This is a genomic window from Candidatus Bathyarchaeota archaeon (assembly GCA_030739585.1).
Lineage (GTDB): Archaea > Thermoproteota > Bathyarchaeia > TCS64 > TCS64.
The window spans coordinates 13,645-26,875 of record JASLYX010000004.1 but is presented as its reverse complement, the minus strand read 5'-3'; the positions used below and the strand labels follow the sequence as shown (position 1 = coordinate 26,875).

The following is a 13,231-nucleotide window of genomic DNA, read 5'->3' as shown; positions in this document are numbered from 1 at the left end:
CATTTAAAGGTATCCCCAAGTTTAGGTCTCATATGATCGCAAGGTATTTTATTGAGAGGTCCTTTAGTGAGGTGCGTGTTCACACATGAACGGTAAGATTGTAAAATATTTCTCGCGTAGAGGCTTCGGATTTATAACGCCCGAAAACAGCCAGGACGAGATATTCTTTCATGTCTCTAACTTCCCCGAGGAGGCCCCGCCCGAGATCGGGCAGAGTGTGGGCTTTGAATTAATTGAGACCCCCAAGGGAAACGAGGCAAAAAACATTACAGTCCTTGGTGGAGAGCCTGAGGATAAGCCCACTCAAGTTGAGACCCCTGAGGAGGAGACCCCTGAGGAGGAGACCCCTGAGGAGGAGACCCCTGAGGAGGAGACCCCTGAGGAGGAGACCCCTGAGGATGCAGTTCCCGAGGCTTCCAGTTTGGGGATCGGTGACATCAAGGGTGTGGGCAAGGCAACAGCAGAAAAGCTAATGGGGGCTGGTTTCGAGGCTTTGGAGTTAATAGCATCCGCTGACGCTGACACCCTATCGGAGAAGACAGGCATATCGGCAAAAGTCGCGGCCAAGATTATAGAGTCAACCAAAGAGCTAATCTAGCGGTCATCGGGACCCTTGTCGCGCAGGCGATTTTCTTATATAATTAGTTGTTTGTGCATGTAATACTGGTTTTCTTGAACAGTTTGCTGTTATTTTTTGGACCATCCGGTCTGATGCTGCGGAGTATCATGACTGTGCTTCGGTCAACATTCTGGATGATGATTGCTGAGTATAAGTGTACCATGATCCAACTAGCATTTAATGAGGGGCCAGGGGATGGGAATAGGTGGCTTAAAATGGAAGGGTTTCAGGAGTGTTCCTCAATTATATGGGTTAAGATGGTGGCATGGGCGATGAGGAATGTGATCCTGATGGGTTGGTTGAAAGTGAGGCCGGAGAGGTTGATCGGGTCCTTTATGTTGAAAAGGATCGTTATCCTACCTGATATTGAGCTACTCTCAGTGTCCTGAGTTTAATGCTGCGTGTGCGAACTTCGATTGGCTAACCCAAGACAAGTAAATAGACATTATAACTGCATCAGATGATTCTCCTTCTCTACGGGTGAATGAGAGAAGTTGAAATTACCGATTTTCCTTATTATCTAGACTAGGAGGTTATCCCTCATTGATAGCCCATATCTAACTCACATGAAATAGCTAACCGGTAGAGATAAAATAGCTGTGAACTTTTTTCTCATGGATGGACTTGGACGCGAGGTTCTGTGGGAATTATAGCTCAACTATCCCCTGGGATCACGCATTGTAGGTTATTCCCGTCCGGTCACCCAAAAGTAACGGGGGTCGTCGTCCACGACCCGGTTTGTGGGCCGGGTCCCCACGCTTGCCCCACCATCGACGTTAATGACTGCCCCGTTGATGTAGCTAGAGGCATCCGATGCCAGGAAGAGGACAACTCCTACGATCTCCTCAGGCTCCCCTGGTCTCGCTAGAGGCAGTGTTGGGATCCGGGCTCCGAGCCTCTCGGCCATCATTTCAGGTAAGGGCTTAGGTTGGGTATCTATAAGGCCGGGGCTCACCGTGTTGACAAGGATGCCGTAAGGAGACAGCTCGATAGCCGCCACTCTGGTGAAGGCCTCGACGGCGGCCCTGCTGCTGGCGTAGGCCGCGCCCCCCGGGGAGCCCCTTTTGGCTGCTCCCGACGAGAAGTTGATGATCCGACCACCTCCACCTACCTTGATCATGGCCTGCGCCGCGGCCTGAGTCATCAGAAAGGTGCCCCGGCAGTTCACCGCGTATACCCTATCCCAGACCTCTGCCCGTTCCTCGAGAAGCGAGGCGTGGGGGGCCACGGCTGCATTGTTTACGCAGGTGTCAACTCTACCGAACTCGATCATAGCCTCGTCAATGATGGCCTTAGCACCCTCTACGGTGCTTATGTCAGACACTAACGCCTTAACTCGATCGCCAAGGGGAGTACAAGTCTCAGCGAGACCTCCGGCGTCGCGGTCTGCTGCCATCACTTGGGCCCCTGATTTGACAAAGTGTTTCACTATGGAGCGCCCGATGCCGCGGGCGGCTCCGGTCACGATGACAGTTTTTCCAGTAAAATCAAAGCTTGCTCTTCCGGTATTGTCCTGGCTTCCCATGACACAGACATCATCTCACTTATGGAAAAAACTATGTAAAGCCTATTTTGTTGCGCGTGGGCGGTTTTTTATTTTTCTTAGATGTATCTATTAGTTTAGTGAATTATATGCAAAAATTCAGGGTGTATCCTAACCATTTCTTTTATGATGGCCCACTTGACCTAACTTTTCCGGATGATTGGGACGTTGAGATGTGCAAGATGGCATGTCATGACGAGGAGGCCTTGACTCCCGATGAGATCCAGAACAAGATATCGAATCCTATAGGCACGAAACCCCTCAGTAAGCTTGCTAGAAACAGGAAGGAAGCCGTGATAATGGTAGATGACATGTCCCGTATTACTAAGGCTGGATTAACATTGCCCTATGTCCTGAGGGAGCTGAATGATTCAGGGATCTCTGACGAGCACATCAGGATAATTGTTAGCTGCGGGTCCCATGGCCACCATTGGCTGGAGCATCTGGCAAAAAAGGTAGGAGGCGATATTCTAGAGCGTATCAATGTTTTCACCCACTCTCCCTGGATGAACCTCGTCAAGCTGGGGAAGACCTCTCGAGGGAACACCCTGAAGGTGAATAAAGAGGTGATGGCGTGTGATCTGAAGATTTCCATAGGGTCCATAGATGCTCATGGGTCAGCCGGGTATTCTGGGGGCGCAAAAATGATCATACCCGGAATTTCAGGCATAGACACGATCTGCTACATGCACAAAACCATCAGGGAGAAGGGAGGGAAAGCCGGCATTAGTAACCTATCTGCAAACGATTGCAGAGCCGACATGGAGGAGGCCGCACGGATGGTAGGTCTCGACTATGTAATCGACGCTGTTTGGAATGGGGGATACGAGTTAATAGATCTCTTCTGCGGTGACTTTATACAAGCCCATAGGGCTGGTTCTGAACGGGTGAGCAAGGCTTATGCCACTGAGCTTAGAAAGGAAGTGGATGTTTCGGTATCAAACGTGTACTCTATCGGTTACGCACAATACAGCCTATCCAAGATGTCTGTGAAGACGGATGGAGACATCGTTGCCCTAAACTTCAATGCGATGGGGATGCTGATACACAGAACCTTTGGGAGATGGGGGACGGACTACGGTGGCCCCCTGTTCCGACCCGGATCATTGACTAACAGCGTCAGTGAGGGGGAGAGCGCCACAGGGGGCCTGAATGCTAACGGAATTGTCGTAGTAAATCCTTTTCCCCATAGTAAGTCCCAGGAGTGGAGATGGCAGACCGACAAGATCCAATGGGTCAAGACTTGGGAAGCTGCGTTGGAAAAATTGGCGGAGCGTCATGGCAAGGGTACCAAGGTTGCCATATATCCGACTGAAGGCCATCAGCGGACTATTGAACAGCTAAGAATAAGATGAATCTGCATAGTCTGACCGTGTTAGTATTACCTCGAAGGGTTTCCCCCCACAGCTTAGATTTTTTCATCCCAATCTCCGAAGCTTAGTAACTACATCATTTTACGCATGCGTAAAAATATAATTCAATTCAGTAGAGTATCACTATGACACTGTCTGTGGGTAATTTAGATGCAAAAAAAGGCGAGAAAAAAACCGGGTATCTCCATGTAGGTGAGACATCGTTGAGTGATGTCGTGATGCCTGTAACGGTGATCAATGGTGCCAAGTCCGGGCAGACATTGGCCATGACTGCGGGATTCCACCCCCGGGAATATGCGTCAATAGAGTCTTTGACCCGGTTATCAAATCTTATCGATCCAGCCACCATCAAGGGTAGCGCAATCATAGTCCACATAGTGAATACGCCCGGCTTTGAGGTGAGGGGACGAAAATGTCCCATTGACGACGCTCATCCTATCAACTCCTTCCCTGGGAATCCAAATGGGGGTATCAGCCAAAGAATAGCGCATACAATAGCTAACGAGGTTTTGTCTCAGTCAGATTATTATATCGATCATCACTGCAACGATGTTCAGTGGGTGGGGCCCAGCAATGTAATCTACAATAGGACAGGCAACGATGATGTGGATCCAAAATCGGAGGCTATGGCCCGTTGCTTTAAGACGAAATATCTGAGAGAGTCCAAAGTAAGAGACTATAGTTCAGCCCTTGGATATGCCACTAACGAGGGGATACCAAGTATACTGACGGAGGTAGGAAGCATGATGGGCGTTTCATCTATGACCGGATTTTTTGAGGAGGACAAGATCGGCTGGAATATTGAAGGCGTGGATAACTTGATGAAATTAATCGGTATGATCGATGGAACACCATACCAATCGAAAGAAAAGCCAATAACTAATATTGTATATCTAAAGGCAAAACACTCAGGGATCTTGTTCCCTTTAGTAGAGGCCGATGACTATGTATCAAAGTGTCAAGCAGTGGCGGAGATCCGGGACCCATTCGGAAACCAAAAGGAGGTTATCATATCCCCTGTTGATGGGATTGTATCACTAATGACGTCTTATCGTGCGGTTAAACAGGGATTATCCGTCATTCAGCTATTTGATATACCCTAATTTCCTTGTCTTTAGTTGCTTGATGCCCTCCTTTCCTAAAAGTCCTTTTATATCCCCTTTAATGGCTCTAAAGCGCTAGCCAGCCATTTAGTTAGAAGCTCTTGAGATATGGAAAACTGTTCCATACCATTTTTATTTCAGACTCTCTGGCAATAATTAAGTGCACAAAGGAAGAGGATTAATGTACGCCGGCAGAGGTTCTTTAGCCCCTTTTGTCGCCTCGCCCGTTGAGGTGGTGAGGACGATGCTTAAGTATAGTGACCTAAAACCCGGTGAGAACCTATACGACCTAGGGTGCGGGGATGGTAGGGTTGTGATGATGGCGGCCGAGGAGTTTGGGGCGAACAGTGTCGGGGTGGACCTTAACAAACGCCTCGTCTCAGAGGCGAGGAAGAACGCTAAGGCTCTCGGACTAGGCGAGAGCGTTAAGATCATTCATGGCAACATCTTTGACTTAGACCTAAGCCAGGCGGACGTGGTCACTATGTACCTGACAACGAGGGCAAATGAGAAAGTGAGGCCAAAGCTCGAAAATGAGCTTAAAAAGGGAGCACGCATTGTGACCCATGATTTTTCAATTCCCGGTTGGAAACAGGAGAGGAACCTAAAGTTCCAAGAAGGATACAGAAGCCATAATATCTACCTCTATCGCTGGGCCCCAGACGGATCACGCGTGCGATAGATTCCAACTATAATCCATCATGTTCGATGAACACTGACCGTTTCCCATTTCTTCATGTTCAGATCAGGCAGAAAACTCCAACTTTCCATAGTGAAAAGATGACTTTGGCACCTGCAATCACTACTTCCAAAGTTCTTGACACTCGAGCCGTACCCTGAGACTTTTGCAGCAATCCCGCACTCAATCTTCTGATCGCTGAGCCTAACGTACACCGCATCCACGCTAACGCTTTTCTCTCTCAGCAGATAATCAATATGCCAGTGTATAGCCTTATAGATTCCCTTACTAGTGTTGAGATGCCGGATTATCCTTGCATTCAGTCCGTTGAGGGCAGAACCGACGTAGATATAACTGCCCTCCAGAAATTTAATACGACCCAGGACGCCTATCTGTAAGCATAGATCTTCCTTAACTGCGATACAGAGGCAGTAGACTCCCTTCACCACCATAACCATGAATAAACTTGCTTAGATTAAAGAGAATATGGCGTCCTTTCAGGTATATTCTTTATGTTAGACGGATGTCAACCATCATTTACTGGTCATATGTCCTTTACAGAACATGAAATAATCTTTAGGGGGCTAATCTAGGCAATGAAAGTAAAAGCTGTCTTTCTGGATTTCGGCGGGACACTGGCTTATGGGGGAATAGACTGGGGTGATTATCACATGGCCGTAAGGGTCCTTCTGGCTAGCCTAGGCTATAATCTAGATGCTGCAAGTCTGAAAAAGGCCGTTGGAGCTGCGTTACTGGAACTCCAAAGGCATCGCTCAAAGGGTCTGGAGAAAACTCACGAGGAGTTTTACAGAAAAGTCCTCAGAAAGGTGGGCATTCCAGCAGACGATGATACACTCAAAATGATACTCGATACCTTCAAGAATTATTATGTCTCAACGTTCTATCCTTGCACCGAGGAGGTACTCAAAAAACTCTCTGAGAGCTACAGACTAGTTCTCATATCCAATACCATGAGCAACCAACCCCGTGAGATGTTGGAAAAGACCGGGATGGATAACCTATTTGAACTCATAATCTGTTCTATGGACCTTGGAATCAGAAAGCCCAACCCTGCCATTTTCAAGTATGCCCTTGATAAGTTAGGCGTTTGTTCTAGTGAGACCGTCCACGTAGGGGATAATGTGGAAGCCGATATGGAGGGGGCCTCAAATTCTGGCATCACTCCCATCTGGATCAGGACCTCCGATCAGGGCTATTGGCCGGGACAGGCAATATCTAATATCTGCGACCTTCCTCAGTTCTTGGAGACGATACAAGAGGCCTGACACCTTAGATGTTAAATATCGGCCCTTTGTCAAAGGAGTAACATGCATTCGCGGGGGTTTTCGAGGTGAGCCATTTCAGGGCAGATGTTGATGAGGTCATGAGTAGGATGATGCCCGGATTGGATAACGATGAATACTCCCAGCTCCACAATCTTAGGGATACGCTCCTCGGATACCATCAGACGAACCAAGTCAAGATAAACCACTCCGTGATGGAGCTTATCTGCGCAAAACACCTTATAATGAACGGATTCCAGGTCGAGATAGAACACATGATCGATAAGGTCTCCTGCGACGTATTCGGGACTAAAGGGTTTGGGACGGCGCTAGTAGAGGTGGAGACCGGATTCGTCTCTCCTGCGAACGCCCTCGACCCGAACACATACCTGAAGGCTCGTATCGCCAGCAAAATCACCAGATATAGCGGTTTTGCGAACAAGTTCATTCTAGGGACTCCGCCATATTATATCATGCAGATACCACCTGCCCTCACCAAGCCCCCTAGGTTCAGAACTGATGAGGAGATCGCGGCCATAAAGGGGCTCTGTGATCTGTATTATACCAACCCCCCGGTTAGCATCGAGGAGATAAGGAATGCTCGTCTCCACTCGATCTACGCGATTGACGTTGATATGGTCTTTGTGAGGGAGTGGGAAGTTAATGAGTACCTGGGAAAGGCCGCCCTATGGTCACTTTAGGACAGAGAACGGAAAGACAGTGCGCTCTTTAACTTGTAGATAATGCGCCTGCTCGTCCACATGTCTAGGGGGGGTGGCACGCTAAGGAGAGCTGATCAACGACAGCCTCCCAGCGAGTCACAAGAGCCAGAGATCAGGGGATACGTCGAGAAGGTCCTCAAATTGCTTTCGATGGACAAGACTCCAAACGTTCCGGTTTTCTACTCTATGAGAGAAATTCTGATTCGCGCGCTACACCTATATATGATCGGGGGACTCGTTTTCTTGACTTTTAATGCCTCAGATCTACGACCTAAGTGAATATACCAAGAAGCTCTCATCTATGAGTCTAATCGTGGGCAACGGCCTCTGCAGCAACATTTATGTCATAGGCAGGGAGAACGCCGTCATAGTGGACACCGGGATAGGAAACTCTATTAACAGCGTATGGCCTGAGCTTGAGAAGCTTAAAATCTCTCCTGAAAACGTGAAAAGCGTTGTGTTGACCCATGCCCACCATGACCACGCTATGGGGGCGTTCATCATCCTCGAGAAAACGAATCCAAAGATATTTGTCCATAGTCTTGACGCCAATTACATCGCGTCCAACTTCGGCCCTAACCTAGTTAAAGTGGAGGAGGATCACCTTATTGAGACCGATCTTTGGCCCTTAAAGACCCTCTGGACCCCGGGTCACACGGAGGGGGGGATCTGCCTCTATAACGAGGATGAGAGAGTCCTCTTTTCTGGCGACACAGTCTTCCCTGATGGGTATTACGGGCGATATGACGGAGAATCCGGTAGCCTCGAGGCAATTATCGAGTCTCTACGGAAGCTCAGTGAGATCGACGTAGATACCATGTTACCTGGGCATGGTATGCCTGTCTTCGAGGGAGCAGGAAAGCACATTCTGACGGCGTACCAGAATGCTTCACTCCGCATCTAAACATCTTAAATATTCATCCGGTTCATTCTAGGAAACGCGGATTCAAGATGGAAGAAAAGAACCTCGATTTCAGGAGCGATACAGTCACCCGACCAAGCCCGGAGATGAGGGCGGCTGCTCACAAAGCGGTTGTCGGAGACGATGTCTACGGGGAAGATCCCACGGTCAACGAGCTCGAAGCCATCGCAGCGGATATGCTTGGTATGGAGGCTGGACTCTTCGTTACGAGTGGGACTCAGGGAAACGCAGTTGCGATCCTAGCCCATACGAACAGGGGGGACGAGATTATCCTCGAGGAACGGAGTCACATCTACTTGAATGAGGTGGGGGGCTTAGCAGTCCTCGGCAGTCTCATGGCCCGAACGTTGAAGGGTGAGATGGGTTGGATGAATCCAGATGATATCCGGGGGGCCATCAGGGCCGATAATATCCATCAACCCACGACGAGTCTCCTCTGTATAGAGAATACCCACAACACCTCCGGGGGGATACCTCTCACCGTGGATCAGATGAAGGCCGACTGGGAAGTCGCTAAGGAGAACAACCTAAGTGTGCACCTCGACGGGGCAAGGATTTTCAATGCTGCTGTAGCGCTTGGGGTAGACGTGAAAGAAATTTCTCAGTATACTGACTCTGTCCAGCTTTGTCTTTCCAAGGGGCTGGCGGCTCCCATAGGATCTTTGGTGGTGGGAAGCGAGGACTTTATTCTAAAGGCCCGGAAATACAGGAAGATGCTGGGAGGAGGGATGCGCCAGGTGGGCATTATCGCTGCACCGGGGATCATCGCTCTCACCAAAATGGTTGACCGGCTAGTAGACGACCATGCAAACGCGAAACTCCTCGAGGAGGGTCTCCGTAAGATCAACGGGATCAAGATCCTCAAACCAGTGAGAACCAATATGGTCTACATCGACATAGGGGGCCTCGGATGGACGGGTGTTGACTGGAGTGATGCATGCGCTAAAATTGGGTGGAAGAGCAGGGGAAGGAAGACGAGCCTCAGGATGGTCACGCATTACGGAATCGAGAGGGAGGACATCGAGGCCTTCCTCGACGGCATAACTGCGGCGGCTCCGAAAATTTAGCCCAGAGGGCCCCTTCACATCTTTATATCTCCTATATGCTTCTCTCCGTTATGATTATCGTCTCAGCCGAAAAACTTCTGAAACTGGGAATAGATATCTTCATAGCTCAAGGGCTCTCAAAGGAGAAATCCGAGTTTCTCGTAGAGACTCTCGTGGAAGGCAACCTAACCGGTCACGACTCGCATGGTGTTTCCTATTTTATCAGATACTCTGAAAGGATTAAAAAAGGATATATTAAGGTGGACACCCATCCCGTCATCTTTCATGAGACGCCTGTAACCGCCTTCATTGACGGTAAGTATGCACCCGGCCAGGTGACAGCCAAGAAGCTTACCGAAGTTGCCGTGGCTAAAGCTAAAAAGCACATGGTAAGCGCTGTGGGAGCTTTCAACTGTAATCACATCGGGAGGATCGGATATTATACAAACTGGGCGGCGAAGCAAGGAGTGATCGCCCTCATGTTCGTCAATGTGGGAAGTCCATCTGTGAGCGTTTACGGAGGAACGGGCAAATTCTTTGGGACAAACCCGATAAGCGTTGGAATACCGACCAAAAATACCAAGCCTTTCCTCTTGGATTATGCTACTTCGGTCGCAGCTGCTGGAAAGATTGGGGTAGCCCAAGCCAAACATGACAAGATCCCTCTCAATTGGACTAGGGACAAGGACGGAAAACCGACAGATGATCCCTTCGCCCATGATAAGGGGGGATGGCTGCTGCCGTTCGGTGAATACAAGGGCTATGCGCTCCAGCTCGTTTCTGAGCTGCTGGGAGCTGTCCTGACAGGTTCAAGGGTTGGAATGGATCCGGTTCAGATACCACCCTCAACCAATGGCGTTTTCATAATCGCTGTCGATCCGAACGCTTTCGTTGGTCTTGATACATTCACAGAGGGAGTGGATGGTGTCATTGGGCGCGTAAAGAAGGTGGAGCCAGAACCTGGTATGAGAGTCATTATTCCTGGGGAACCGGAGTGGGAGACAAAAGAGTCTCGCCTCGCTGATGGGATTCCCCTCCCTGAGGAGACCTGGGAAGGGATCCTGAGGCTCGCAGAGGAACTCGGCCTCCGAATAGAAGATTACTAATTTGAAATATTTCCGAGTTTACACTATATCTTTTTTCAGGGGGAGGGCGGTTCTCGATGGATATGAACTAATAGAAACTATATAGATACCACGTTTATCCACAATTAAGGTGTATTCTCCCAGGTGACAAAGCTTTCCATTTCACGGCTGATAAATAGGATATTATTCAAGTGGATGTAGATGAAACTCAAGGGCACTCAGAGACCCATCCCCTTACCCTCCTGTGTAACTTATTTTCTTTATTTGCAGAAATGCGAAGCACCTTTCCCAAAGAGATTATTGTGTTACTTTTACATAGTGGATTTTATGAGCAGTAAACGTTCTTCCCTCCCTTGATTAGGCGTTTATCATCCATTCCGGTTAATCCAAAATGAGTTGATGGGGGAGAGGATAATCCTTCTTGAAAGGATCGTTAAGATCTATTATTCCAATTATCTCGGATGCTGGTGCACTTTTCCGTTGCGGCGACGACGGCATTTATGAGCGTCGTACGAAGCTTTCCGTCCTCCAGCTGGTAGATTCCTTCAATTGTGGTCCCTCCGGGGGTCGTGACAGCGTTCTTAATCTGGGATGTATTCATCTCTCCGTCTAGGATGAGCTTGGCCGTACCTAGTACTGCCTGGGCGCAAGAGTGGATGCTCAGCTCCCTTGGAAGCCCGACCTTGAGGCCGGCGTACATGAGGGCCTCTATAACGATGGCGATGAATGCTGGGCCGCTTCCGCTAAGGCCAGTGATTGCGTCCATAAATCTTTCCTCGACCTCTTGGTGCTGACCCATGGTGTCTAAGAGGCGCTTTGTAACTGATCTGTCATCATCTGTGATCCTGCTATTGCAGCTATAAGCTGTAAATGACTCGCCGACAAACGCAGCGACATTGGGCATAGTCCTGACGAATTTGGCCCCCGGAACCGCTTTATCATAGAAATCAAGGGAAATGATGGCCGCTGTGGAGATAACGAGTTTACCCTGGATCTCCGATGCAATCTCCTTTAAGATGCCGGCTACATCCCTGGGCTTCACGCAGATGAATATAATATTCGCCTGTTTTGCCGCCTGGGCGTTATCTTGAGTGACCTCAACTCCGAGGCTCTTAAGCTCATCCAGTCTTTCGGTTCTCCGCCGGGTGGCTATGATCCGGTACTGGTAGGGGCTCTTGCTGAGGCATTTTGCAACTGCTTCACCTATCACTCCAGCGCCGACTATAGTAATCGTTTCTGCCATATTAGTTTCTCCTCAGTGTATAGGATATTGACCTTGGGCAGAAGTTCATAAATCTTTATCCTGTCTCAACTCTTCGTCAAATATTGCTAAAAACTAGAAAAACGGGTTTGATTTTAATGATTGATCCTTGGCAAGAATCCTTTCTATTGCGGGTGGAATATAGTGTCCAATATACATATTCTGACTGCAGTAAAACGATTTGAATGAATTGAAACTCGTAGAGCGGTTGCATCATAAACGGGTCATACAGACTATCAAGCCGAACTAAGAAGAGGGGTTGAGACTCTACACGTATCAATCTGCGAGTCCAAGAATTCACTATTACCTGCTCCTCAAAATGAACAAGTTAGATAACCCTTGATGCGGAATCTGCTTTAAGTAGAAGTCATCTATAAAAATTACATCATCGAAGCATAGGAGGCTTGGCATGAGAGACAAGATAAAAGGAGTTATCACCTGGTTATACTACAGGGACTTGCCTGTAGCCGTAGAGTTCTATAAGAATGTCATGGGCTTTAAGATGAAAGTCGACCAGGGCTGGTCGAAGATATTCAAGATAAATGACGGGTCTTATGTGGGACTTGTTGACGGGAAGCATGGCTACCATCAGGCCAGTGAAATTAAGCCTGTGATCCTCTGTATAAACGTAAGCGATGCCGATGAATGGCATCGAATGCTTATTGAGAAAGGCTTGGCCCTGGAGATGCAACCAAAGGAGTCAAAGCGCCTCAAGATCAAGGTTTTCATGTTCAAGGACCCCGAAGGTTACATCATCGAGATCCAGGAAACCCTGCCAGGGGGATGCTCTATCTAAAATTTATTCTTGACGGAAAAATAGGTTGGTAGTTAGTCCAAGCCAAGCTCCTTTCTTTGGCTCAGTACCCCTTGCTTCAGGTAGGTTAGATCGCTACCGATGGTAATTAAATTATAGCCCTTCTCCATCCGATCCTTTATTGTCTTCCCTGATGCTAGGTGGACCCCCGTTGCCTTCCCCGCAGCTTCTGTGGCTTCATACACCCGATCGATAGCTTTCTGCACATCTGGATGAGACATGTTGCCTAGGTGGCCATACGAGGCAGAGAGGTCTGCCGGACCGATATAGCTCACATCCATTCCTTCCACGGAGACGATGTCCTCAATGTTCTTAACGGCCTCCTTAGTCTCGATCTGGCAGATCACCAGGATCTCGTCGTTGGCTGTCTCGAGATATTCTGGGTCAAACATTGCGGCTCGCCTAGGACCACACCCTCTCTGGCCATCTGGGGGATATCGTGTTGCCTTCACAGCCATCTCGGCCTCCTCCCTATTGTTCACCCAGGGGACTAGAATTCCGTGGGCGCCAATATCTAAAGCCTTCTTTATGGCGACTTTTTCGTTCCACCAGACTCTGACAATAGGGGTGGTCTTCGAGTCTCCCCTCATTGCCTGCATTAGTGTCTGGGCCATATAGGTGTCTAGGGGAGCGTGCTCGGTATCGAAAACGAAATAGTCAAATCCAAGGGTAGACATCATCTCGGCCGCGATAGGGCTCTCGAGAGTGGTCCAGGTTCCGTATACCTGCTCACCTGCTTTGAGCCTCCTCTTAAGTACATTCTTCATACTCTCCAAACTCC

At 48.8% G+C, this 13,231-nt stretch carries 15 protein-coding genes; 11 read left to right on the top strand and 4 right to left on the bottom strand.

The annotated features are described in order from the left end of the window. The first annotated feature begins 85 nt into the window (after nucleotides 1–85). Both QGG23_04775 and QGG23_04770 read left to right on the top strand, forming a co-directional pair. On the top strand, nucleotides 86–598 hold the full coding sequence (locus QGG23_04775) for a cold shock domain-containing protein (GenBank protein MDP6048740.1): 513 nt from the start codon (nucleotides 86–88) through the stop codon (nucleotides 596–598). Nucleotides 599–726: 128 nt separating this feature from the next. After that, nucleotides 727–1,008: a hypothetical protein gene (locus QGG23_04770; protein MDP6048739.1), complete on the top strand. Its 282-nt coding sequence runs from the start codon at nucleotides 727–729 to the stop codon at nucleotides 1,006–1,008. A gap of 296 nt (nucleotides 1,009–1,304) precedes the next feature. Here the strand turns inward: QGG23_04770 and QGG23_04765 are convergent, their stop codons facing one another. Next, nucleotides 1,305–2,144 carry an SDR family oxidoreductase gene (locus QGG23_04765; protein MDP6048738.1) on the bottom strand — a complete coding sequence of 280 codons (840 nt, stop codon included), beginning with the start codon at nucleotides 2,142–2,144 and terminating at the stop codon, nucleotides 1,305–1,307. Nucleotides 2,145–2,251: 107 nt separating this feature from the next. Here QGG23_04765 and QGG23_04760 point away from each other — a divergent pair, with 107 nt between their 5' ends. The 3 genes from QGG23_04760 (at nucleotide 2,252) to QGG23_04750 (ending at nucleotide 5,320) form a co-directional block, all read left to right on the top strand. Continuing rightward, entirely contained in the window at nucleotides 2,252–3,517 is a 1,266-nt protein-coding gene (locus QGG23_04760; GenBank protein ID MDP6048737.1) for a lactate racemase domain-containing protein, read from the top strand. Nucleotides 3,518–3,738: 221 nt separating this feature from the next. Further along, a complete protein-coding gene (locus QGG23_04755; GenBank protein ID MDP6048736.1) occupies nucleotides 3,739–4,638 on the top strand; it encodes a succinylglutamate desuccinylase/aspartoacylase family protein in 900 nt (299 codons plus the stop codon). Nucleotides 4,639–4,798: 160 nt separating this feature from the next. Beyond that, entirely contained in the window at nucleotides 4,799–5,320 is a 522-nt protein-coding gene (locus QGG23_04750) for a methyltransferase domain-containing protein (protein MDP6048735.1), read from the top strand. 17 nt (nucleotides 5,321–5,337) lie between these two features. Here the strand turns inward: QGG23_04750 and QGG23_04745 are convergent, their stop codons facing one another. Continuing rightward, nucleotides 5,338–5,775 carry a DUF123 domain-containing protein gene (locus QGG23_04745; protein MDP6048734.1) on the bottom strand — a complete coding sequence of 146 codons (438 nt, stop codon included), beginning with the start codon at nucleotides 5,773–5,775 and terminating at the stop codon, nucleotides 5,338–5,340. Nucleotides 5,776–5,913: 138 nt separating this feature from the next. Here QGG23_04745 and QGG23_04740 point away from each other — a divergent pair, with 138 nt between their 5' ends. The 5 genes from QGG23_04740 (at nucleotide 5,914) to QGG23_04720 (ending at nucleotide 10,396) form a co-directional block, all read left to right on the top strand. Beyond that, entirely contained in the window at nucleotides 5,914–6,603 is a 690-nt protein-coding gene (locus QGG23_04740) for an HAD family hydrolase (protein MDP6048733.1), read from the top strand. Nucleotides 6,604–6,668: 65 nt separating this feature from the next. Continuing rightward, on the top strand, nucleotides 6,669–7,301 hold the full coding sequence (locus tag QGG23_04735) for a hypothetical protein (GenBank protein ID MDP6048732.1): 633 nt from the start codon (nucleotides 6,669–6,671) through the stop codon (nucleotides 7,299–7,301). Between the two features lie 274 nt (nucleotides 7,302–7,575). Then, a complete protein-coding gene (locus QGG23_04730; protein ID MDP6048731.1) occupies nucleotides 7,576–8,226 on the top strand; it encodes an MBL fold metallo-hydrolase in 651 nt (216 codons plus the stop codon). A gap of 47 nt (nucleotides 8,227–8,273) precedes the next feature. Then, nucleotides 8,274–9,311 carry a low-specificity L-threonine aldolase gene (ltaE, locus tag QGG23_04725; protein ID MDP6048730.1) on the top strand — a complete coding sequence of 346 codons (1,038 nt, stop codon included), beginning with the start codon at nucleotides 8,274–8,276 and terminating at the stop codon, nucleotides 9,309–9,311. 35 nt (nucleotides 9,312–9,346) lie between these two features. Further along, on the top strand, nucleotides 9,347–10,396 hold the full coding sequence (locus tag QGG23_04720) for an Ldh family oxidoreductase (GenBank protein ID MDP6048729.1): 1,050 nt from the start codon (nucleotides 9,347–9,349) through the stop codon (nucleotides 10,394–10,396). Between the two features lie 412 nt (nucleotides 10,397–10,808). Here QGG23_04720 and proC read toward each other — a convergent pair whose 3' ends face one another. Next, nucleotides 10,809–11,618: a pyrroline-5-carboxylate reductase gene (gene proC, locus QGG23_04715; protein ID MDP6048728.1), complete on the bottom strand. Its 810-nt coding sequence runs from the start codon at nucleotides 11,616–11,618 to the stop codon at nucleotides 10,809–10,811. Nucleotides 11,619–12,045: 427 nt separating this feature from the next. Between proC and QGG23_04710 the strand changes: the two genes are divergently transcribed. Continuing rightward, nucleotides 12,046–12,432, top strand: a complete 387-nt coding sequence (locus tag QGG23_04710; GenBank protein ID MDP6048727.1) for a VOC family protein — start codon at nucleotides 12,046–12,048, stop codon at nucleotides 12,430–12,432. A 32-nt stretch (nucleotides 12,433–12,464) separates the two neighbouring features. Here the strand turns inward: QGG23_04710 and QGG23_04705 are convergent, their stop codons facing one another. Then, entirely contained in the window at nucleotides 12,465–13,217 is a 753-nt protein-coding gene (locus QGG23_04705; GenBank protein ID MDP6048726.1) for an HpcH/HpaI aldolase/citrate lyase family protein, read from the bottom strand. Nucleotides 13,218–13,231: the final 14 nt, after the last annotated feature.

Coding starts and splice junctions, on each gene's coding strand:
- QGG23_04745 (MDP6048734.1), bottom strand. CDS start 5,775: ATGGTTATGGTGGTGAAGGGAGTCTACTGCCTCTGTATCGCAGTTAAG.
- QGG23_04775 (MDP6048740.1), top strand. CDS start 86: ATGAACGGTAAGATTGTAAAATATTTCTCGCGTAGAGGCTTCGGATTT.
- QGG23_04720 (MDP6048729.1), top strand. CDS start 9,347: ATGCTTCTCTCCGTTATGATTATCGTCTCAGCCGAAAAACTTCTGAAA.
- QGG23_04770 (MDP6048739.1), top strand. CDS start 727: ATGACTGTGCTTCGGTCAACATTCTGGATGATGATTGCTGAGTATAAG.
- QGG23_04740 (MDP6048733.1), top strand. CDS start 5,914: ATGAAAGTAAAAGCTGTCTTTCTGGATTTCGGCGGGACACTGGCTTAT.
- QGG23_04760 (MDP6048737.1), top strand. CDS start 2,252: ATGCAAAAATTCAGGGTGTATCCTAACCATTTCTTTTATGATGGCCCA.
- QGG23_04730 (MDP6048731.1), top strand. CDS start 7,576: ATGCCTCAGATCTACGACCTAAGTGAATATACCAAGAAGCTCTCATCT.
- QGG23_04765 (MDP6048738.1), bottom strand. CDS start 2,144: ATGGGAAGCCAGGACAATACCGGAAGAGCAAGCTTTGATTTTACTGGA.
- ltaE (MDP6048730.1), top strand. CDS start 8,274: ATGGAAGAAAAGAACCTCGATTTCAGGAGCGATACAGTCACCCGACCA.
- QGG23_04710 (MDP6048727.1), top strand. CDS start 12,046: ATGAGAGACAAGATAAAAGGAGTTATCACCTGGTTATACTACAGGGAC.
- proC (MDP6048728.1), bottom strand. CDS start 11,618: ATGGCAGAAACGATTACTATAGTCGGCGCTGGAGTGATAGGTGAAGCA.
- QGG23_04705 (MDP6048726.1), bottom strand. CDS start 13,217: ATGAAGAATGTACTTAAGAGGAGGCTCAAAGCAGGTGAGCAGGTATAC.